This is a genomic window from Sphingomonas sp. DC1600-2 (assembly GCF_049897605.1).
Lineage (GTDB): Bacteria > Pseudomonadota > Alphaproteobacteria > Sphingomonadales > Sphingomonadaceae > Sphingomonas.
Genome location: NZ_JAFCWO010000004.1, coordinates 219,303 through 238,821 on the forward strand (window position 1 = coordinate 219,303; position 19,519 = coordinate 238,821).

The window sequence follows — 19,519 nt, forward strand, 5'->3', positions numbered from 1 at the left end:
ATCAATCCTTGGGAATGCCAGAATGCGAAATTGCGCCGCCTTGATAGCGCGGCTCGTCGCTAATGTCGCGGACTGCCCAGCTGGGCGAGGGCAGCGCCCTCAACCCCACATCGTCGGGCCATTCGATCTCGGCAAGTTCCAGCGGTGCCAACGCACCAAGGAATTGATCGATTCCGAACGTGATTCCCTGGTCGACGATCTCATAGCGCCGCTTGGCGAGGGCGGCGGCAGGCAGCGCCTCCAGCAGCGCGTACTCGTCCTCGGTCAAATAGGTGGTCACGATCGGTCGCGCGAGCGGATCGTCGCACTCGTATTTCTTGGTGAGCTTCAGCGCCTGCTCACCGCTGGCGCTTGCCGTCATTCGCCGCAAACGCATCCGCGTGTTGGCGATATAGCGGTCCTCAATCAGCACATAGGGCAGCGCCGACAGGTCGGGTCGTATTGCGGGATCGACCAGCCAGCGCCGCTCACGTTCGATATGCGCATATTTGGGATCGCGTGCCTCGTCGATCCCGGTGCGCATTATTCGCCTCCAGTGCCGGGAATCGTGCGTTCGTCGACGATCGACAGGCCATAGCCTTCCAGGCCGACCAGCGCATGGTGGGTGTTGGTCAGCAACACCATTTCCTCAACGCCCAGCTCCGCCAGAATCTGCGCGCCGACGCCATAATCGCGCAGCTCCTCGACCTCGGGCGCGCCTGCGCCCTTGCCTTCGCCGCGCAGCTTGATGAAGCGCGTGACCGAATCCTTCATCGGGCGGTTGATGACGACAATTACCCCGGCACCTTCCGCAGCGATCATTTCCATCGAGCGCGACAACAGGCCCGAACGTTCGGACTGCTCCCCGAACATGTCGACGAAATAGGACGCGGTGTGCATTCGCACCAGCGTCGGCTTGGTCGGGTCGATCTTGCCTTTGACCAGCGCGATCGATTCCTCGCCGGTCGCCTTGTTGAAGAAGGTCATCGCCTTCCACTGGCCGCCCCATTTGGATTCGAACGCCATTTCGGCGCGCTTCTCGACGAGATGGTCGTGGCGGCGGCGATAGGCGATCAGGTCGCGGATCGTGCCGATCTTGAGATTGTGGAATTGCGCGAAGGTGACGAGGTCGTCGAGGCGGCTCATCGTGCCATCCTCGTTCATGATCTCGCAGATCACGCCCGACGGGTTGAGCCCGGCCAGCCGCGAGACGTCGACCGCCGCCTCGGTGTGCCCTGCGCGCACCAAAACGCCGCCATCGCGCGCGACCAGCGGGAAGACGTGGCCCGGCGTGACGATCTCGTCCTTGCCCTTGGACGAATCGATCGCGACCGAGATGGTGCGGGCGCGGTCGGCGGCGGAAATGCCGGTGGTCACCCCATCGCGCGCCTCGATTGAAGTCGTGAAGGCGGTTTCATGCCGCGTGCCATTGTGGCGGCTCATCAGGTCGAGGCCGAGCTCGTCGACGCGTCTCCTGGTCATGGCAAGGCAGATCAGTCCGCGGCCATATTTGGCCATGAAGTTGATCTTTTCAGGCGTCGCCATCTGTGCCGGAATGACGAGGTCGCCCTCATTCTCGCGGTCTTCGTCATCGACCAGGATGAACATGCGGCCATTGCGGGCCTCGTCGATCAATTCCTCAGGGGTCGACAGGAACCCATGGCGCAGGCGCGCGACTTCAGGCTGTGGCACGATAATGCTCCATGCGTTTCAGATAGCGGGCGAGGACGTCAATCTCGATATTGACGGCGGCACCGGGGTGAAGGTCGCCCAGCGTGGTCATCGCCTGGGTGTGCGGAATGATGTTGAGCGAGAAATGCGAGGTGTCGCCATGGTCGGCGACGGCATTGACCGTCAGCGACACGCCATCGACCGTGATCGAACCCTTTTGCGCGACGAAGGGTGCCAGGTCGGCGGGCACCGCGATATCGATCTTGCGCGAATCACCGTCGTCGCTGACGCTCACCACACTGCCGATGCCATCGACATGGCCGGTCACGATATGCCCGCCCAGTTCCTCGCCGAGCTTCAGCGCGCGTTCGAGGTTGAGGCGGCGTCCGGTGGTCCATTGTTCGGACGGCGTGCGCGAGACGGTTTCGCCGGAGACGTCGGCGGCGAACCAGCCGGATTCGCCCGCGCCCGATTTGTCGACGACGGTCAGGCACACGCCCGAACAGGCGATCGACGCGCCAAGATCGACGCCTGCCATATCATAGTCCGTCCGCACGAAGATGCGCCGGTCGCCGCGCGCCTCGACCCGGTCGATCGTGCCGATATCGGTGATGATGCCGGTGAACATCGCGCTATCCTCTTTCGCCCGGTGCAGGCTCCCTGACGCGCTCGTAAACCTCGAGCCGGTCGCTGCCAAGGCTCCGCGACTCGATCGGTCGCCAGCGGCCATGCGCGTCGGCAAGATCGGTGAGGCCAATGTCGGGCAGCGTGCGCCCACCGCCGATCAGGATCGGCGCACGATAAAGCAACAGCCGGTCGACCAGATCGCTGGCTAGGAACGCGGCGGCGGTCGCCGGGCCGCCCTCGACCAGGACGTGATCGACCGCTTCGAGTGTCGAGATGTCAGCGGGCGCGGCGATGCGCGTCCAGCCATCGGTTTCGGTGCGCGACAGCAAAATTCGCTGCGGGCTGCGCGATTCAAGTCCCGCGAGCCGGACGTCGAGCTTCGGAGCGTCCGCTTCGAAGGTCCCGCGTCCAACCAAAATCGCTTCGTGGCGCGCGCGTTCCAGGTGCGCGTGCGCGCGCGCTTGCGGCCCGGTGATCCAGACGCTTTGCCCCGACGCCAGCGCCATCGCCCCGTCGAGCGACACGGCGAGTTTCAGCGTCACGTGTGGGCGTCCGAGCAGGCGGCGGGCAAGAAATCCCGCCATCGCCCGGCGGGCTTCGTCGGCGCGCACACCGACCTCCGCCGTGATACCGGCGTCGCGCAGGCGCGCAATACCCGCGCCGTTGGTGCGCACATCGGGGTCCTCCATCGCGACCACCACCCGTGCCACGCCGGCCAGTTGCAGCAGATCGCTGCACGCGGGGCCGCGCGGCGAGACGTGGGCGCAGGGTTCCAGCGTGACATAGACCGTCGCCCCGCGCGCCTGCTCCCCAGCCTCAGCCAGCGCCATCGCCTCGGCATGGGGGCGGCCGCCGGGCTGGGTCCAGCCGCGCCCGACGACGCGGCCCTCGGACACGATCACGCAGCCGACATTGGGGTTGGGGGCGGTGCGCCCGCGCCCGCGCTCGCCAAGCGCCAGCGCGGCACCCATCCAGCGATGGTCGTCGATCATGCTCAGAGCCCGTAAGCCTTGAGGCCGTCATTCACTTTCTTGAACTGCGCGCGCCGCTCGGCCTGCAGCCGCTTCAGCTCGTTTTCGCGCTTGGTCTGTTCGATGCCATCGATTTTCTGCTGCGCGACGATTTCGGCATCGGTGCGGTTGGCGGGCCATTGCTGCACATAGATGATGTCGCGGTGATAGGGCTTGGGCGGGATCCGCGATTCATAAATAACGCCGACCACCATCACATAGGTCAGCGCCAGCGCGACGCCCATGAAGCCGAGCTGATGCCGCTGCCGCGTGACGATGTAATAGCGCAAATCGCGCCAGGCACGCAGCGGAGAGAAATAGCGCAGGAAGTTCATGGAAAGGGAGATAGGCGCGGCGGGGCACCGATGCCACCCCCGCCGCACCTCATCACGGCCCGCTATTCGCCATCGAGCTCGAAACGCACCGCCATGGTGCGCCACGCCTCGACCGGCGCGCCGTCGCGCGTGCCCGGCGTGAAGCGCCATTTGGTCAGCGCCTGCTTGCGCGTCGCTTCGAAAAAGGCGGTGCTGGCGGCGCTGATCTGCTGCACCTCCTTCACGCGCCCGTCCGTGCCGATCAGCACGCGCACGACGACTCGGCCCGATCGGCCTGCAAGGCGTTCGTCGCTCGGGTAAGCGGGTTGGAAGAGGTTGGCATAACGCGAATCGAGTTGGGGGCCGACGATCGTCGGCACATGCGGCGGTGGGGCGGTGCCGATCTCGCCAGCCCCGGTGCCCACGGCGACTTCGGTCTTGGGCGGAAGGTCGATTGTGAACGTGGGGATGCCGGTGGCCGTCGCGGTTTGCTGTTTGGAACTATCGACGGTTTCCGGGGGTGGGTTGGTCGGGATTGGGTCCTTCAGATGCGGCGCAGGCTGGGTCTTTTCCGGCGGTGGCGGATCGGTCGGGATCGGGATGTTGATGGTCGTCAGCGGCGGATCGACCAGACGGGTGACGAGATTGGGTGCGGTCAGCGAAAGCCCGAATAAAAGCACCCCGCTCGCGCCGAGCGCGAAACCGACGCCCCCGGGGCTGAGGCCTTGGCGGCTGGAATAACGATCTGCGTACATCGTTTCTCTCCCACTATGGCGTCCGATCGCACGCCGGACAGGAAGAGAATGTTACATCATAACATTTCTGACGCAAGAGACATTATATCAGATCGTGGAAAGCCGCGCTGCCGCACGATCGCGACCGATCAACGGCAGCAGCGCCTTCATGTCGGGGCCGTGATCGCGCCCGGTCAGCGCGCGGCGCAGCGGCAGGAACAGCGCCTTGCCGCTGCGCCCGGTCTCGGCCTTCAACGCGGCGGTCAGTGCGTGCCACGGATCGGCGTCCCACGGCATCGTGGCGACATGGCGCGCGGCGGCGGCGAGGAAATCGGCATCGGCGGGATCGCGCACCGCGTCGATCCGCCCTTCGATCACCTTCCACCAATCCGCGGCCTCGGCAACGGTCGAGAGGTTTGGCCGCACCGCTTCCCATTCCGCCGCACCCACCCCTGCGGGCAGCCGCTCCGCCACGCTGGCGAAATCGAGCTGGTGGACGATCTTGGCATTGAGTGCGGCCAGTTCGGCCTCGTCGAAGCGGGCGGGCGCGCGGCCGAATTTGGCGAAATCGAAGGTTTCGACCAGCGCGGCGGTGTCGACCAAAGGCTCGACCGGCAAGCTCGTCCCGATCCGCGCCAGCAGCGCGCGGACGGCGGCGGGCTCGATCCCGACCTCGCGGAAATGCTCGACGCCAAGCGAGCCAAGCCGCTTCGACAATTTGCCTTCGGAGCCGACCAGCAACGCTTCATGCGCGAAAGCCGGCGCGGCGACACCCATCGCCTCGAACATCTGCAATTGCAGCGCGGTGTTGGAGACATGGTCTTCACCGCGCACGACATGGGTGATGCCCATTTCGGCATCGTCGATCGCCGAGGGGAGCATATACAGCCACGATCCATCGGCGCGGCGGATCACCGGGTCGCTCATCGTTGCCGCATCGAATTTCTGGGGACCGCGAATCAAATCGTCCCAGAGGATCGGCGTGTCATGGTCGAGCTTGAAGCGCCAATGCGGAGCGATGCCATCGGCTTCCAGTCTGGCGCGGTCGGCGTCCGACAAAGCCAGCGCCGCGCGGTCATAGATGGGTGGCAGGCCGCGCCCGGCGGCGATCTTGCGCTTGAGGTCGAGTTCTTGGGCGGTTTCATAGGCCGGATAGACCCGGCCCGCCGCGCGCAACGCGGCAAAGCGCGCTTCATACAGCGCGAACCGCGCCGACTGGCGTTCCTCGCCCTGCGGGGTGAGGCCGAGCCAGCCGAGATCGGCGCGGATCGCGTCGACAAAGCGTTCCTCGCTGCGTTCGGCGTCGGTATCGTCGATGCGCAGCCAGAATTCCCCGCCTTGCGCTTGCGCCCACAGCCAATTGTGGAGCGCGGTACGGATATTGCCGACATGCAACATGCCGGTGGGCGAAGGGGCGAAACGGGTGCGAATGGTCATGGATTTGCTCTAGGCAGCGCTCGTTCCTGCGGCAATGCCCCTTTACCGCGCGCAAAGCCCGCGCCTAAAGGACGCTCAGCCAACAGTGCGCGCAGCCAGACGCGGGGCATGGGGACCAAAAGGAGTTTCGAACGCCATGAAATTGATGACCGGCAATTCGAACTTGCCCCTCGCGCGCGATATTGCGTCCTATCTCGAACTGCCGTTGACCGACGCGTTGGTCCGCCGCTTTGCCGATGAGGAAATTTTCGTGGAAATCCGCGAGAATGTGCGCGGCGAGGACGTGTTCGTGCTGCAATCGACCGGCTATCCGACGAACGACAATCTGATGGAGCTGTTGATCTGCATCGACGCGCTGAAACGCGCCTCGGCCAAGCGCATCACCGCCGTCATTCCCTATTTCGGCTATGCCCGGCAGGACCGCAAACCGGGCCCGCGCACGCCGATTTCGGCCAAGCTGGTCGCCAATCTCATCACCGTCGCGGGTGCCGACCGCGTACTCTCGGTCGATCTCCACGCCGGGCAGATCCAGGGTTTCTTCGACATTCCGACGGATAATCTGTTCGCCGCGCCGGTGATGTCGGCCGACATTCTGACCCGCTATGGCAAGCGCAACCTGATGGTCGTTTCGCCTGACGTCGGCGGTGTGGTGCGCGCGCGCGCGCTGGCCAAGCGACTCGACAATGCGCCGCTCGCGATCGTCGACAAGCGGCGTGAGCGCGCCGGCGAATCCGAGGTGATGAACATCATCGGTGACGTCGAAGGGCGCTTCTGCATCATGATCGACGATATCGTCGATTCGGGCGGCACCTTGTGCAATGCCGCCGCCGCGCTCAAGCAAGCGGGGGCGGAGGGCGTCGCCGCCTATATCACGCACGGCGTGCTCTCGGGTGGTGCAGTGGCCCGAGTCGAAAGCTCGGCGCTCGAGGAACTCGTCATCACCGATTCGCTCGGCAGCCATGACATTGTCGCGGCCGCCAAGAAGATCCGCCATTTGACGATCGCTCCGCTGCTCGCCGAGGCGATCCGCCGCATCGCGGATGAAAGCTCGGTGTCGTCGCTGTTCGATTGAGGCGCGGTGGCTTAGGCCAGCGCATCCCAGATCAGCTTGATCCCAACCACGACCATCAGCGCATAAATGGCGGTGTAGAAGCGTGCGGGCGACACGCGGCGCACCAGCCAGACCCCGGCAAAGGTCGACGAAATCGCGACAGGTAACAGCAGTGCCGCGATGCCCAGCGTTTCGCGATTGAACTGGCCGAGCGCCCAGTAGGCGGGCACCTTGATCCAGTTGACGGCGGCAAAGAAGATCGCAGTCGTGCCGACCAGCACATCGCGTGGCAGGCGGCGCGGCAGCACGTAGATTTGGAAGGGCGGTTGTCCGGCATGGGCGACCTGGCTGGTGAAGCCCGAGGCAATGCCCAGCAGCGTGCCGACCCAGCCCGGCGCATGGGCAGCGACCGCCACCGCGCCGCGACGATCAGCCCACAGCCGGTACAGACCGAACACCACCGAGATCGCCCCGACCAGCGCAAGCACCGCCGTGGTCGGAACCTGTGCTGCAAACAGATAGCCGAGCGTAATCCCGATTGCGGCACCCGGCAGCATCCAGCCCAACACGGTCGCATCCCAATCGCGCCGGAACGCCCACACGCCGACCACATCCTGCACGATCAGGATCGGCAGCAGGATCGCGGCGGCGCGCACCGGTGAGGTTGTCATCGACAGCAGCGGCAGCGACAGTGCGCCAAGCCCGACAAAGCCACCCTTGGACAGGCCGAGCAGCAACACCGCCGGAATCGCCAGCGCGTAGAAGAAAGCGCTCTCGTTCAATGGGAAACGGGCGTTGCCTGCTGTGCTGCAGCCCGCACGCCGGCATGGCCGCGGCGTTTGAGTTCGGCCTTCAGCGCCTCAGGGCTTGGCGCGACCAGAAAGCCGAAGCTGACAGTCCCACCCTTGGTTTCCACCACATGGTGCAGCCGGTGCGCCTGGATGATGCGCTTCATATAGGCCGATTTCGGCAGATAGCGGTGGTTGAAGCGTTTGTGCACGATCACATCGTGAAAGCCGAGATAGATCGCCCCGTACCCGGCAATCCCGGCGCCAACCCAGATCGCCCAGTCGCCCCAGCCCCATTGCACGCCACCCAGCAACAGCGTGATCGAGGGGGCTGCGAAGATCACGAAATACAGGTCGTTCAGCTCCCAGTTTCCGGTGCGCGGGCGGTGGTGGCTTTCGTGCAGGAACCAGCCGGGACCGTGCATCAGCCAGCGGTGCGCGCCGTAGGCGAACCCCTCCATTCCGGCGACGGTGGCAACGAACAGCAGCGGGCCGATGATCCAGGACATAGACATGATATAGCGAGCCGCACGCGCAATGGCGAGCGACGCGGGCGCCTACGGGGTGGATTCGCGCGGGCGCCTGTGCTTAAGGCCAGTGCATCCCCGATCTTCGAAAGGCACCCGGCCCATGAACATCCATGAATATCAAGCGAAAGAAGTTCTCGCGAAATTTGGCGTGCCGGTGCCCGCGGGCTTCGCGGCACTGACCGTCGAGGAGGCCGTCGCCGCTGCCGCCAAGCTTCCTGGGCCGCTTTACGTCGTCAAGGCGCAGATCCATGCCGGTGGCCGCGGCAAGGGCAAGTTCAAGGAACTCGGCCCCGATGCCAAGGGCGGTGTCCGCCTCGCCAAGACGCTCGATGACGTTCGCGCCGCAGCGACCGACATGCTCGGCAACACGCTCGTCACGGTGCAGACCGGTGAGCATGGCAAGCAGGTCAACCGCCTCTACATCACCGACGGTGTCGACATCGCCAAGGAATTCTACCTGGCATTGCTCGTCAACCGCGCTACCGGCCGCGTGTCGATGGTCGCCTCGACCGAAGGCGGCATGGACATCGAAACCGTCGCGCACGAGACGCCTGAGAAGATCCACGCCATCGACATCGATTGCGCGACTGGCTTCCAGCCGCATCATGGCCGCGCCGTTGCCGCCGCGCTCGAACTGAAGGGCGATCTCGCCAAGCAGGCTGCCAGCGTCGCGTCCAAGCTGTATGATGCGTTCCTTGGCACCGATGCCGAGCAGATCGAAATCAACCCGCTTGCCGTCACCGAGGACAACAAGCTGGTCGTGCTCGACGCCAAGGTCGGCTTCGACGGCAATGCCATGTTCCGTCACAAGGACCTGCTCGAACTGCGCGACGAGACCGAGGAAGATCCGGCCGAACTCGAAGCCTCCAAGTATGACCTGGCCTATATCAAGCTCGATGGCGACATCGGCTGCATGGTCAACGGTGCGGGTCTCGCCATGGCGACGATGGACATCATCAAGCTCAACGGCATGTTCCCGGCCAACTTCCTCGACGTCGGCGGTGGCGCCAACAAGGAGAAGGTGACGGCCGCGTTCAAGATCATCCTCAGCGATCCGAACGTGAAGGGCATCCTGGTCAACATCTTCGGCGGTATCATGCGCTGCGACATCATCGCCGAAGGCATTGTCGCGGCAGCCAAGGAAGTGAACCTTTCGGTGCCGCTGGTCGTTCGTCTGGAAGGCACCAACGTTCAGTTGGGCAAGGACATCCTGGCCAATTCCGGCCTGGCGATCGTTCCTGCCAACGATCTGGGCGATGCGGCCAAGAAGATCGTCGCCGAGGTTAAGGCTGCGGCATAAGGAAGACTGCCGTCACCCCGGTGAGGATCGGGACCGCTCTGTAGCGGAGGGAAAACCCCCGCAGATCGGTCCCGGTCGTCCCGGGACGACGAAGGAACCGCCTCCCCAGGAACGGTTCGAATATTGGAGAGCGTGCAATGAAGGTGCTGGTCCCGGTCAAGCGCGTGCTTGACTATAACGTGAAGCCCCGTGTGAAGGCGGACGGAACGGGGGTCGACCTCGCCAACGTCAAGATGAGCATGAACCCCTTCGACGAGATCGCCGTCGAAGAGGCGATCCGCCTGAAGGAAAAAGCGGGCGTCACCGAGATCGTCGTCGTGTCGATCGGCGAGCAGAAATCGCAGGAAACGTTGCGCACCGCGCTCGCCATGGGTGCCGACCGCGCGATCCTGATCGTGTCCGAAGACAAGGTCGAGCCGCTGGGCGTGGCCAAATTGCTCGCCAAGATCGTCGAGGAGGAACAGCCCGACCTCGTCATCCTCGGCAAGCAGGCGATTGACGACGACAACAACCAAACCGGCCAGATGCTGGCAGGGCTGCTCGGTCGCGGCCAGGCGACCTTTGCCTCCAAGGTCGAACTGTCGCCCGGCACCGTCGTGGTGACGCGCGAAGTCGACGGTGGCGCGGAAACCGAATCGCTGCCGCTGCCTGCGATCATCACGGTCGACCTGCGCCTCAACGAGCCGCGTTATGCCTCGCTGCCCAACATCATGAAGGCCAAGTCCAAGCCGCTCGCGCAGAAGACCCCGGCCGATTACGGCGTCGATGTGTCACCGCGCCTGACCACGCTGAAGGTGGTCGAGCCGCCCAAGCGTTCGGCGGGGATCAAGGTCGCCGATGTCGATGAACTGGTGGCCAAGCTCAAGGCAATGGGAGTCGCGAAGTGAAGACGCTCGTTTGGGTCGAACATGATGGCGCATCCGTGAAGGACGCCACCCTCTCCACCGTCACCGCGGCTGCTAAGCTGGGCGAAGTGCATCTGCTCGTCGCCGGCCAGGGTGTCGGCGCAGTGGCCGAGGCCGCCGCGAAGATTGCGGGCGTCGGCAAGGTGCATGTCGCGGACGATGCGGCCTATGCCCATGCGCTCGCCGAAAACGTCGCGCCGTTGGTCGCCAAGCTGATGGAAACGCATGACGCTTTCCTCGTGCCCGCCACCACAAACGGCAAGAACATCGCGCCGCGCGTCGCTGCCTTGCTCGACGTGATGCAGATTTCGGACATCCTCTCGGTCGAGAGCGAGGATACCTTCACGCGCCCGATCTATGCCGGCAACGCCATCGCCACGGTGCAGACCAAGGACGCCAAGAAGGTGATCTCGGTGCGCGGCACCGCCTTTGAAAAGGCTGCGACCGAAGGCGGCGCGGGCACGATCGAAGCGGTTGCCTCGACCGGCGACGCGGGTGTGTCCACCTATGTCGGTTCGGAAATCGCCAAGTCGGAGCGGCCTGAGCTGACCTCGGCCAAGATCATCGTCTCGGGCGGGCGTGCGCTCGGGTCGAGCGAGCAGTTCCACGCCGTGATCGATCCGCTCGCCGACAAGCTCGGCGCGGGCGTCGGTGCCAGCCGCGCTGCGGTCGATGCGGGCTATGCCCCGAATGACTATCAGGTCGGCCAGACCGGCAAGATCGTCGCACCGGAAGTGTATGTCGCGGTCGGTATCTCGGGCGCGATCCAGCATCTGGCGGGCATGAAGGACAGCAAGACCATCATCGCCATCAACAAGGACGAAGACGCGCCGATCTTCCAGGTCGCCGATCTCGGCCTGGTCGGCGATCTGTTCAAGATCGTGCCGGAGCTGACCGAAAAGCTCTGATCGACCTGTCATTGCGACACGGGACGGGCACTCCGGAAGGGGTGCCCGTTCTCGTTTCGAGCGATCAGGCGGCTTTCGCGCGGGGCGCGATATAGCGCAGCACGACATAGCCTGCGATCGCCGACAGGATCGATCCGCCGAGCACACCGATCTTGACCGAATCCTGCACCTGCGCGTCGCCCGGAAAAGCGAGGCCGCCGATAAACAAGCTCATCGTGAAGCCGATTCCCGCGAGCAGGCCGACTCCATAAAGCTGCATCCAGCGCATCCCCTTGGGGCGCTTGGCGATCCCCAGACGCTCGGCGAGGGCGACACCCCCGACAATCCCGGCTTGCTTGCCCAGGAACAGCCCTCCCGCAATGCCCAGCACCAGCGGATCGCCCAGCGTCGCCGCCGATATGCCCAGCAGCGACACGCCCGCATTGGCAAAGGCGAATAGCGGCACGATGCCGAACGCGACCCAAGGCGACAGCGCATGTTCGAGCCGGTGGAGCGGTGAATGCGCGGCATCGGGCGCGCCGGGGGAGGTGGCGACCGGGATCAGCGCGGCGGTGATCACGCCCGCGACGGTGGCGTGGACCCCCGATAGCAGCGCCAGCCACCAGAGACCGCCAAAGCCGAGCAGATAGGGCCACAAAGCCACCACCCCGCGCCGGTTGAGCGTGAGCAGGATCAGCACCGTGCCCGCCGCGCCCGCCAGCGCGATCCAGTCGATACCGTGGCTATAGACCAAGGCGATGATCGCCACTGCGCCGCAATCGTCGACGATCGCGACGGTGGTGAGGAACAGCTTCAGCGCCGGGCTGACGCGCTTGCCGAGTAGCGCCAGTACGCCGATCGCAAAGGCGATGTCGGTCGCCGCCGGAATCGCCCAGCCCGGACCCAGTGCTGGCGCACCGCCGGTAATGGCGAGAAAGACCAAGGCCGGCATCGCCATGCCTGCGCCCGCCGCGATGATCGGCAAGCGCCGCCGCGCGGGGCTCGCCAATTGCCCGTCGACCAGCTCGCGTTTGATCTCGAGGCCGACCAGCAGGAAGAACACTGCCATCAAGCCGTCGTTGATCCATAGATGCACCGTCATCGGCCCGATGGCAGGGGCCAATACCGGCCCCGTCTCATGGTGCAGGAAGGCGAAATAGGCGGGGGCGAGCTCCGAATTGGCGAAGATCAGCGCGAACGCGGCCGCCGCCATCAGCACCATGCCGCCCGCCGCTTCCTGTGCGAGGAAGGTGCGCAGTGCCGAACGGATGTTTCGGGCTACGCGGCGCGACGTGGTGGGGTTGGCCATGCCCCCAGCCTAGCGGTACGGGCCCCGGTGCGAAACCGAAACCGGAGCCGCAGGGTCTTTACCCCGCCGCGCGCGCGAAGGCGGCGGCATCGGCGACCTGGTCATCGCTGGGGGTGACGCCGGTATAGAGCACGAACTGGTCGAGCGCCTGCAAGGTCGCGATCTCGGTGCCGGTGATGATCCGTTTGCCCGCCGCTTGCGCGGCGCGCAGCAGCCGTGTTTCCGGCGGATATTGCACCACGTCGATGACGACCAGGCTCGCCGCGATCATCGTTTCGGGAAAGGCGAGCGCATCGGCGTCGCCGCCCGCCATGCCGATCGGCGTGACGTTGATCAGCAAGGGCGCGCCCGCCGCGCCAAGATAGGCCTGCCAGCGAAAGCCGTAGCGCGTCGCCAGTGCCTGTCCCTGCTCGGCATTGCGCGCGACGATCGTGCCGTTGCGAAACCCGCTATTGCAGAGTGCCGCGGCCACCGCCTTGGCCATGCCGCCCGATCCGCGAAGCAAAAATGGCGTTGCGGGGTCGATGTCGGCGATCAGCCGCGCCACCGCCGCATAATCGGTATTGTGCCCGGTCAGCATACCCTCATCGTTGACGATGGTATTGACGCTGTCGATCGCGGCGGCGGAGGGGGAGATGCCGTCGAGCAGCGGAATCACCGCTTCCTTGAACGGCATCGAAATCGCGCACCCGCGAATGGCAAGCGCGCGAATGCCGCGCACCGCGCCCTCCAGATCGCGCGTTGAAAACGCCTTGTAGACGAAATCGAGCCCCAGCATTTCGTAGAGCCGGTTGTGGAAACGCGTTCCGAAATTGCCCGGGCGTGCCGATAGCGACATGCACAGCCGCGTCTCGCGCCCGATCAGCGGTTTGGTGGGCATCGGCGTGTCCTCGTCAGTCCGCCAGCGCTTCGGCGATCAGCTTGCGGCTATTGTCGATGCCGTACAGCGCGATGAAGCTGCCCATGCGCGGGCCTTGCGTGGAGCCGAGCAGCGTTTCGTACAGCGCCCCGAACCAGGCGCGCAGCGGATCGAACCCGCCTTCATTGCCGATCGCATAGACGATGTTCTGCAAATCGACCGCCGAGCTGTCGGCAGGCGCGTTGGCCAGCTCGCGGTCGAGCCGTTCGAGCGCGGCGACTTCGATGCCCTCGGGCTTGCGGCGCTGGAGCGTCGGCGCGACGTAATCGCGGTTATAGGCGAGTGCATGACCGATCAGCGCATCGAGTTCGGGCGTAACGGCACCTTCGATGTAATTGCTGAGATAGCCGTGGACTTGCTCCGCGGTCGCGCCTGCGCCCAGCACGCCGACCAGATTGAGCAGCAAGCCGAAGGTGACCGGCGGATTCGTGTCCGGCACCGCGGCATTGTGAATGTGGTGCACCGGATTGCCGAGTTTCTGCTCGACCGGCTGCGCCGCATAGCTTCCGCGGAACTGGAAATACTCGTCCACCGCGCGCGGAATGACGCCGATGTGCAACTGCTTGGCCTTTTTCGGCTCGCGATAGGCGAAGAAGGACAAGCTTTCCTGCGTGCCGTAATCGAGCCATTGCTCCAGCGTCAGGCCATTGCCCTTGGACTTGGAGATCTTCTCGCCCTTTTCGTCGAGGAACATCTCGTAGATCAACCCCTCGGGCGGGCGACCGCCGAGCACGCGCGCGATCTTGCCCGACTGCACGCCGCTGTCGATCAGGTCCTTGCCGTACATCTCATAATCGACGCCAAGCGCGACCCAGCGCATTGCCCAATCGACCTTCCATTGCAGCTTGGCCTGCCCGCCGAGCACCGATTGGACGAGCACTTCCCCATCGCTGTCGGTGAAGCGGATCGTGCCCTGCTCGACATTGACGACCTCGACCGGGACTTGCAGCACGATCCCGGTCTTGGGGCTGATCGGCAGGATCGGCGAATAAGTAGCGGCGCGTTCCTTGCGCAGCGTCGGCAGCATCACGCCCATGATCGCGGCATAGTTGCGCAGCACGCCCTTCAGCGCATCGTCGAACACGCCGGCTTCATATTGCGAGGCCGACGAGATGAATTCGTACTCGAAGCCGAAGCGATCGAGAAAATCGCGCAGCATGGCGTTGTTGTGGGCAGCGAAGCTCTCGAACTTCTCGAACGGATCGGGAATGCGGCTGAGCGGCTTGCCGAGATGCGTCGCAAGCATCGCCTGGTTGGGCACATTGTCGGGCACTTTCCGCAACCCGTCCATATCGTCGCTAAACTCGATCAACCGCGTCGGCGCATCGGACAGCGTCTGGAAGGCGTGGCGCACCATCGTCGTGCGCAGCACTTCGTTGAAGGTGCCGATATGCGGCAGGCCCGAGGGACCATAGCCGGTCTCGAAGATGATCGGTGCCCCTCCGGGCTTGCCCTCGGGATAGCGTTTCAGCAGTTTGCGCGCTTCCTCATACGGCCAGGCTTTGGAATCGAGGGCGGCGGTGCGGAAAACGTCGGTCATACGCGGGGGCGTAGCGCATGGGTACGGCGCGGCACAACCTCCATCGGGCGGGATGTGCCGTAAGGGGCGGTTCAAGGTTGCCCTTTCGTTCCGGCTCGCGCACTGTCGGCGCGATGTCGCCGCTTCCCGATCTTGCGCTGCCCTATCCGGCGCTGCACGCCAGCCATAGCGGCATCTGGATTTCGGATGAAGACGGCACGCGGCCGATCGGGCGGGGGGAGGCGATCCGGATCGCCGCCGATACGCCGGTGATCCTGCTCAATGCCGCCTTGGTCGGGCAGCGGCTGGGCTATGCCGATCTGTCGGGGCTCGATCTTCTCGAACTGTTCGCTTTTCTGTGCCCGGCGCGCTTCATGGTGCCGACGCCGCGCGGGCTCGCGCGCGTTACGGGGCTGACGCCGCCCGCCGCCGATGCCGAAGTCGCCACCTTCCTGCGCGCAGCCGCGGCGGCGTTGCTCGGCATCATCGAGGGCGAGTGGCCCGAACGCGAGGGCGCGTGGACTGCGGCGCAGTCGCTGTTTCGCCTCCGCTGGACCTGGGCACCGGTGCTGACCCAGCGCCTCAAAAAGCCCGAGACAGCCGAGCGCTGGCTGTTCTCCAAGCTCGGCGAATGGTCCGAAGGCGTGCCGCGCGCGCAGCCGCGCACGGTGACGCTGGAAGCCGACGAAACGCAGGCCCGACTCGCCCGCTTGACCGGCAGCACCGCCGAGCAGCGTCCCGGTCAGCGTGCCTATGCGCAGGCGGTGCGCGAGGCGTTCGGCCCGCGCATGGCGGCGGGGATGCCCAATATGGTGCTCGCCGAAGCCGGCACCGGCATCGGCAAGACACTTGGTTATCTCGCGCCGGCTTCGCTCTGGGCGGAGAAGGCCGATGGCGCGGTGTGGGTATCGACCTTCACCAAGGCGCTGCAACGCCAATTGGGGCATGAAAGCGCGCGGCTGTTCCCCGATGCGGCAACCCGCCGGGCGAAGGTGGTGACGCGCAAGGGCCGGGAGAATTACCTGTGCCTGTTGAACCTCGAAGACGCGCTGCAAGGCGGTTTCGCCGGGCGCGCCGCGATCCTGGCGCATCTGGTCGCGCGCTGGGCGGCGTATAGCGCCGATGGCGATATGGTCGGCGGCGATCTGCCCGGCTGGCTGCCGACGCTGTTTCGTCGCAACGGCGCGACCGCGCTGACCGACCGGCGCGGCGAGTGCGTGTATGCGGGGTGCCCGCATTACCGCAAATGCTTCATCGAAAAGGCGGCGCGCGCGAGTGCCGATGCCGATCTGGTCATCGCCAACCATGCACTGGTGATGGTCAACGCCGCGCGCGGGCGCGAATCGACCACGCGCCCGACACGCTATGTGTTCGACGAGGGGCATCATCTGTTCGATGCCGCCGACGCGATGTTCTCGACCGCGCTGACCGGTGCCGAGACGATCGAGCTCAGGCGTTGGGTGCTCGGCCCCGAATCGGGCGGGCGCGGGCGGCGGCGCGGGTTGGCGGCGCGGCTGTCCGATGTGGCCAGCTATGACGAGGGCGGCGCGCGCGCCATCGCCGATGCGGTGAACGCGGCGCAGGCGCTGGCGAGTGATGGCTGGCTGCAGCGCCTGGGCGAGGGCGCGCCGTTCGGCCCGATCGAGGCGCTGCTCGCGGCGGTGCGCGGCCTCACCTATGCGCGCGCCGAATCGGGGCGCGATCCGGGCGGCGATGCTGGCTATGGCTTGGAGACCGAACTGGCCGAGCCCGATCCCGGCTTGATCGAGGCGGCAGGCCCGGCAGCGGAAGCGCTGGATGCGTTGGTACGCCCGCTGGTGGCGCTCGGGCGGCGACTCGAGGCGGTGCTCGACGAAGCACCCGACTGGATGGATGGCCCGGCGCGCGCGCGCATCGAAGGCGCGATCGCCTCGCTTGGCTGGCGCGCCGAGACGGTGGCGGCGTGGCTGTCGCTGCTCGCGCGAATCGGTGGCCCCGCCTCGCCGGATTTCGTCGACTGGATGGCGGTCGATCGCGTCGAGGGGCGCGATTATGATGTCGGCCTGCACCGCCATTGGCTCGATCCGACGCGGCCCTTTGCCGAGACCGTGCTGAAACCCGCGCATGGCGTGCTGGTAACCTCGGCAACCTTGCGCGGCGGCGGCGATTGGGACGTGGCGGAGGCGCGCACCGGGGCGACGCATCTGCTGCGCGGCGCGAGCCGGTTCGAGGCACCATCACCGTTCGATTATGCGGCGCAGGCCGAGGTGCTGATCGTCACCGATGTGAAGCGCGGCGACATGGGCGCGCTCGCCAATGCCTATGCGCGGCTCGGCGTGGCGAGCGGCGGCGGGATGTTGGGCCTGTTCACCGCGATCCGGCGGTTGCGCGGCGTCCATGCTCGCATTGCCGATCGGCTCGCGCGCGAGGGGTTGCCGCTCTACGCCCAGCATGTCGACCCGATCGACACCGGCACATTGGTCGATATTTTTCGTGATGCTCCGGCGGCCTCCTTGCTCGGCACAGACGCGCTGCGCGACGGAGTCGATGTGCCGGGCCGCTCGCTGCGGATGGTGGTGATGGAGGGCGTGCCCTGGCCCAAGCCGACCGTGCTGCACGCCGCGCGGCGTCTGGCAGGGGGCGGTAGCGGCTATGACGATCGCATCGTGCGGGCAAGGCTGGCGCAGGCATTTGGGCGCTTGATTCGCCGCGCCGACGATCACGGCGTGTTCGTTCTGCTGTCTGCCGCGATGCCATCGCGGTTGCTGACGGCGTTCCCGCCGGGCGTCCGCATCACGCGCGTGACGCTGGATGAAGCGGTGGCGCGTGCAGCGGCGCTTCCCTCTGCCGCGCAAACGGGGCATGAGGCGCGCGAAACCGCCTGACGGAGACTCGCATGACCGCCGGCACCAAGACGCTGACGTTGCTCCGCCACGCCAAATCGGGGTGGGACGATCCTGCGCTCCGCGATTATGACCGCGCCCTCAACGCGCGCGGCAAACGCGCCGCCGCGCTGATCGGCGGCTATTTGCGCAGCGGCGGCGCGGTGTTCGATCACGTGGTGGCCTCGCCCGCGCTCCGCGTGGTGGAGACGCTGGCCCAGGTCGAAACGGGCTATGGCCGGACGCTTGCGCCGGAGTGGGACCGACGCATCTACCTCGCTTCAGCGGTCACGCTGCTGGATATCGTCCACGAATTTTCCGAAGACACCGCGCGGGTCTTGCTGGTGGGGCACAATCCCGGGCTGGAGGATCTGGCGATGCTACTGGTACCCGAATCGGAGGAGCCCCCGCGCGTTGCGCTTGAGGCCAAATATCCGACCGCGACGATCGCCGAACTCCAGTTTGAGGGGGACTGGGCCGACCTTGCCGCAGGCACCGCGCGGCTGGTCCGCTTCGTGCGTCCGCGCGATCTCGATCCGGCATTGGGACCCGAGGATTAATCCTTCGCCAACAGACTCTTTAAACCGGCAAGTGCCCCCGCCGGTTTGGCGTCGTCCTCGCTGATGACCCCCGCCGCGCGCAGCGCCGCCGCTGCATTGGGGCCGCGCGGGAACGGGTCGAGTGCCAGTGCCATCGTCTCCGCCGCCGCTTCGCCGAGATCGATCGCCGCGCCGTCATAGGGCATGGTGTCGAGCGCATCGAGATCGAGTTCGATTTCCTCCTCGGCGGCGGCTTCCTGCTCGGTGACGAAGCGCAAGGCGACGTCTTCGCTGACGGTGACGGGCAACGGCTCCTCGGTCACCGAGCACGCCTGCACCACCGACGCGCGCACTTCGCCGCGTGCCACCACGCCCGCCGCATCGCGCTGCACGCGGAAGGTGGCCTCCAGCCGATCGACCGCGAGCAGGCCAAACCGTTCCGCCAGTGCTGCCCGTTCGGTCGCATCGGCGGTGATCGAGACGCTGCGGGCCCCCTCGCCGATCGTGTCGATTCGCTCCAGTCGCGAAAATTCTGGGGTGGTCATGGCAGGTCTCCAGCGATCACCGCGGGGGCAGGGGTGGCGGCGAGCGCGTCGCGAAAGGCGATCAGCGCGGCTTGCGTATGTGCCAGCGCGGGCGGGGTGGGGTCGACGCCGCGATAGAGATTGCGCTGCAGCGCCGCAGTGAGATCGCCCATCGCCAGCCCATCGCGATATGCGCCCAGCCGCCCGCCAAGCATGCTCATCATCTTGCCGATATGCTTGCCGACCCCGATGTCGCCAATGCCGCTTTCGCGCAATTGTCCGTCCATGTCGGTGACGAAACGCTCGGTCAGGCGCGCGCTGACGGAGGCCGATTCGGCGTCTCCTTCCAGTCGCAACAGCACCAGCGCCAGCACCGCCGCCACCATATCGAAACGCCCGTCGAGCGTATCGGGCACGCCGCCCGCCTCATACCAATGCGGCGCGCGCGCGCGTTCGATCACGCCATTGTACAGCCGCAACGCGACCGTATCGCGCTCCCCGCCCAGCAATCTGGTAAGCCAGCCCAAAACCTTGTTCCCCATGCGCCCTTGTTTGGCCGCGTTTCCCGGCATATTGAGGCTCCCTGTCCGCGATGCAATGCGTCCCGGACCTTTG

At 65.8% G+C, this 19,519-nt stretch carries 20 protein-coding genes; 6 read left to right on the plus strand and 14 right to left on the minus strand.

From position 1 onward, the window contains the following. Position 1 precedes the first annotated feature (1 nt). The 7 genes from ACP7BL_RS11050 to ACP7BL_RS11080 all read right to left on the minus strand — a co-directional run bounded on the left by ACP7BL_RS11050 (position 2) and on the right by ACP7BL_RS11080 (position 5,772). A complete protein-coding gene (locus tag ACP7BL_RS11050; protein ID WP_033967559.1) occupies positions 2 to 523 on the minus strand; it encodes a hypothetical protein in 522 nt (173 codons plus the stop codon). Then, on the minus strand, positions 523 to 1,671 hold the full coding sequence (ribB, locus tag ACP7BL_RS11055) for a 3,4-dihydroxy-2-butanone-4-phosphate synthase (RefSeq protein WP_426258328.1): 1,149 nt from the start codon (positions 1,669 to 1,671) through the stop codon (positions 523 to 525). Before ribB ends, ACP7BL_RS11050 begins: the two co-directional genes overlap by 1 nt. Next, a complete protein-coding gene (locus ACP7BL_RS11060; RefSeq protein ID WP_426258329.1) occupies positions 1,658 to 2,278 on the minus strand; it encodes a riboflavin synthase in 621 nt (206 codons plus the stop codon). Before ACP7BL_RS11060 ends, ribB begins: the two co-directional genes overlap by 14 nt. Positions 2,279 to 2,282: 4 nt before the next feature. Beyond that, positions 2,283 to 3,269, minus strand: coding sequence for a bifunctional diaminohydroxyphosphoribosylaminopyrimidine deaminase/5-amino-6-(5-phosphoribosylamino)uracil reductase RibD (ribD, locus tag ACP7BL_RS11065; protein ID WP_426258330.1), 987 nt, complete (start codon positions 3,267 to 3,269; stop codon positions 2,283 to 2,285). A gap of 2 nt (positions 3,270 to 3,271) precedes the next feature. Further along, positions 3,272 to 3,622, minus strand: coding sequence for a hypothetical protein (locus ACP7BL_RS11070; protein ID WP_033966983.1), 351 nt, complete (start codon positions 3,620 to 3,622; stop codon positions 3,272 to 3,274). Between the two features lie 62 nt (positions 3,623 to 3,684). Next, positions 3,685 to 4,356 (minus strand): energy transducer TonB, encoded by a 672-nt coding sequence (locus tag ACP7BL_RS11075; protein WP_033966984.1) that lies wholly within the window; start codon positions 4,354 to 4,356, stop codon positions 3,685 to 3,687. Between the two features lie 87 nt (positions 4,357 to 4,443). Next, positions 4,444 to 5,772, minus strand: coding sequence for a glutamate--tRNA ligase (locus tag ACP7BL_RS11080; RefSeq protein WP_033966986.1), 1,329 nt, complete (start codon positions 5,770 to 5,772; stop codon positions 4,444 to 4,446). 136 nt (positions 5,773 to 5,908) lie between these two features. Between ACP7BL_RS11080 and ACP7BL_RS11085 the strand changes: the two genes are divergently transcribed. Continuing rightward, positions 5,909 to 6,844 (plus strand): ribose-phosphate pyrophosphokinase, encoded by a 936-nt coding sequence (locus tag ACP7BL_RS11085; protein ID WP_426258331.1) that lies wholly within the window; start codon positions 5,909 to 5,911, stop codon positions 6,842 to 6,844. Between the two features lie 11 nt (positions 6,845 to 6,855). Here the strand turns inward: ACP7BL_RS11085 and ACP7BL_RS11090 are convergent, their stop codons facing one another. Together ACP7BL_RS11090 and ACP7BL_RS11095 are read right to left on the minus strand one after the other, a co-directional pair. Beyond that, positions 6,856 to 7,605: a sulfite exporter TauE/SafE family protein gene (locus tag ACP7BL_RS11090; RefSeq protein ID WP_426258332.1), complete on the minus strand. Its 750-nt coding sequence runs from the start codon at positions 7,603 to 7,605 to the stop codon at positions 6,856 to 6,858. Further along, positions 7,602 to 8,120, minus strand: coding sequence for a sterol desaturase family protein (locus ACP7BL_RS11095; protein WP_426258368.1), 519 nt, complete (start codon positions 8,118 to 8,120; stop codon positions 7,602 to 7,604). Before ACP7BL_RS11095 ends, ACP7BL_RS11090 begins: the two co-directional genes overlap by 4 nt. 121 nt (positions 8,121 to 8,241) lie before the next feature. Between ACP7BL_RS11095 and sucC the strand changes: the two genes are divergently transcribed. The 3 genes from sucC to ACP7BL_RS11110 all read left to right on the plus strand — a co-directional run bounded on the left by sucC (position 8,242) and on the right by ACP7BL_RS11110 (position 11,254). Beyond that, positions 8,242 to 9,441: an ADP-forming succinate--CoA ligase subunit beta gene (gene sucC, locus ACP7BL_RS11100; RefSeq protein ID WP_033966992.1), complete on the plus strand. Its 1,200-nt coding sequence runs from the start codon at positions 8,242 to 8,244 to the stop codon at positions 9,439 to 9,441. Between the two features lie 137 nt (positions 9,442 to 9,578). Beyond that, positions 9,579 to 10,328, plus strand: coding sequence for an electron transfer flavoprotein subunit beta/FixA family protein (locus tag ACP7BL_RS11105; RefSeq protein ID WP_426258333.1), 750 nt, complete (start codon positions 9,579 to 9,581; stop codon positions 10,326 to 10,328). Then, complete coding sequence (locus tag ACP7BL_RS11110) at positions 10,325 to 11,254, plus strand: electron transfer flavoprotein subunit alpha/FixB family protein (protein ID WP_426258334.1); 930 nt, start codon at positions 10,325 to 10,327, stop codon at positions 11,252 to 11,254. Before ACP7BL_RS11105 ends, ACP7BL_RS11110 begins: the two co-directional genes overlap by 4 nt. A 64-nt stretch (positions 11,255 to 11,318) precedes the next feature. Here ACP7BL_RS11110 and nhaA read toward each other — a convergent pair whose 3' ends face one another. From nhaA to ACP7BL_RS11125, 3 genes are read right to left on the minus strand one after another with little or no spacing between them, the layout of a single operon-like run. Beyond that, a complete protein-coding gene (gene nhaA, locus ACP7BL_RS11115) occupies positions 11,319 to 12,542 on the minus strand; it encodes a Na+/H+ antiporter NhaA (protein ID WP_426258335.1) in 1,224 nt (407 codons plus the stop codon). Between the two features lie 58 nt (positions 12,543 to 12,600). Further along, positions 12,601 to 13,422 (minus strand): shikimate 5-dehydrogenase, encoded by an 822-nt coding sequence (locus ACP7BL_RS11120; protein ID WP_426258336.1) that lies wholly within the window; start codon positions 13,420 to 13,422, stop codon positions 12,601 to 12,603. Between the two features lie 13 nt (positions 13,423 to 13,435). Next, positions 13,436 to 15,001 (minus strand): lysine--tRNA ligase, encoded by a 1,566-nt coding sequence (locus ACP7BL_RS11125; protein WP_426258337.1) that lies wholly within the window; start codon positions 14,999 to 15,001, stop codon positions 13,436 to 13,438. 113 nt (positions 15,002 to 15,114) lie between these two features. On the opposite strand from ACP7BL_RS11125, the gene ACP7BL_RS11130 reads away from it, so the two are divergent. Together ACP7BL_RS11130 and ACP7BL_RS11135 are read left to right on the plus strand one after the other, a co-directional pair. Beyond that, positions 15,115 to 17,844: an ATP-dependent DNA helicase gene (locus ACP7BL_RS11130; RefSeq protein WP_426258369.1), complete on the plus strand. Its 2,730-nt coding sequence runs from the start codon at positions 15,115 to 15,117 to the stop codon at positions 17,842 to 17,844. 11 nt (positions 17,845 to 17,855) lie between these two features. Continuing rightward, positions 17,856 to 18,401 carry a SixA phosphatase family protein gene (locus ACP7BL_RS11135; protein ID WP_126848580.1) on the plus strand — a complete coding sequence of 182 codons (546 nt, stop codon included), beginning with the start codon at positions 17,856 to 17,858 and terminating at the stop codon, positions 18,399 to 18,401. On the opposite strand, the gene ACP7BL_RS11140 is transcribed toward ACP7BL_RS11135, so the two are convergent. Then, positions 18,398 to 18,925, minus strand: coding sequence for a YceD family protein (locus ACP7BL_RS11140; protein ID WP_426258338.1), 528 nt, complete (start codon positions 18,923 to 18,925; stop codon positions 18,398 to 18,400). The two genes, ACP7BL_RS11135 and ACP7BL_RS11140, sit on opposite strands and share 4 nt — an antisense overlap. Continuing rightward, on the minus strand, positions 18,922 to 19,446 hold the full coding sequence (locus ACP7BL_RS11145; protein ID WP_426258339.1) for a ubiquinol-cytochrome C chaperone family protein: 525 nt from the start codon (positions 19,444 to 19,446) through the stop codon (positions 18,922 to 18,924). Before ACP7BL_RS11145 ends, ACP7BL_RS11140 begins: the two co-directional genes overlap by 4 nt. Positions 19,447 to 19,519 lie beyond the last annotated feature (73 nt).

What these genes read in the sequence shown, in the direction of transcription:
- nhaA (WP_426258335.1), bottom strand. Translation starts at nt 12,542, where the DNA reads ATGGCCAACCCCACCACGTCGCGCCGCGTAGCCCGAAACATCCGTTCG.
- ACP7BL_RS11050 (WP_033967559.1), bottom strand. Translation starts at nt 523, where the DNA reads ATGCGCACCGGGATCGACGAGGCACGCGATCCCAAATATGCGCATATC.
- ACP7BL_RS11135 (WP_126848580.1), top strand. Translation starts at nt 17,856, where the DNA reads ATGACCGCCGGCACCAAGACGCTGACGTTGCTCCGCCACGCCAAATCG.
- sucC (WP_033966992.1), top strand. Translation starts at nt 8,242, where the DNA reads ATGAACATCCATGAATATCAAGCGAAAGAAGTTCTCGCGAAATTTGGC.
- ACP7BL_RS11070 (WP_033966983.1), bottom strand. Translation starts at nt 3,622, where the DNA reads ATGAACTTCCTGCGCTATTTCTCTCCGCTGCGTGCCTGGCGCGATTTG.
- ACP7BL_RS11130 (WP_426258369.1), top strand. Translation starts at nt 15,115, where the DNA reads ATGTCGCCGCTTCCCGATCTTGCGCTGCCCTATCCGGCGCTGCACGCC.
- ACP7BL_RS11105 (WP_426258333.1), top strand. Translation starts at nt 9,579, where the DNA reads ATGAAGGTGCTGGTCCCGGTCAAGCGCGTGCTTGACTATAACGTGAAG.
- ACP7BL_RS11095 (WP_426258368.1), bottom strand. Translation starts at nt 8,120, where the DNA reads ATGTCCTGGATCATCGGCCCGCTGCTGTTCGTTGCCACCGTCGCCGGA.
- ribD (WP_426258330.1), bottom strand. Translation starts at nt 3,269, where the DNA reads ATGATCGACGACCATCGCTGGATGGGTGCCGCGCTGGCGCTTGGCGAG.
- ACP7BL_RS11060 (WP_426258329.1), bottom strand. Translation starts at nt 2,278, where the DNA reads ATGTTCACCGGCATCATCACCGATATCGGCACGATCGACCGGGTCGAG.
- ACP7BL_RS11125 (WP_426258337.1), bottom strand. Translation starts at nt 15,001, where the DNA reads ATGACCGACGTTTTCCGCACCGCCGCCCTCGATTCCAAAGCCTGGCCG.
- ACP7BL_RS11120 (WP_426258336.1), bottom strand. Translation starts at nt 13,422, where the DNA reads ATGCCCACCAAACCGCTGATCGGGCGCGAGACGCGGCTGTGCATGTCG.
- ACP7BL_RS11140 (WP_426258338.1), bottom strand. Translation starts at nt 18,925, where the DNA reads ATGACCACCCCAGAATTTTCGCGACTGGAGCGAATCGACACGATCGGC.
- ACP7BL_RS11075 (WP_033966984.1), bottom strand. Translation starts at nt 4,356, where the DNA reads ATGTACGCAGATCGTTATTCCAGCCGCCAAGGCCTCAGCCCCGGGGGC.
- ACP7BL_RS11080 (WP_033966986.1), bottom strand. Translation starts at nt 5,772, where the DNA reads ATGACCATTCGCACCCGTTTCGCCCCTTCGCCCACCGGCATGTTGCAT.
- ACP7BL_RS11145 (WP_426258339.1), bottom strand. Translation starts at nt 19,446, where the DNA reads ATGGGGAACAAGGTTTTGGGCTGGCTTACCAGATTGCTGGGCGGGGAG.
- ACP7BL_RS11085 (WP_426258331.1), top strand. Translation starts at nt 5,909, where the DNA reads ATGAAATTGATGACCGGCAATTCGAACTTGCCCCTCGCGCGCGATATT.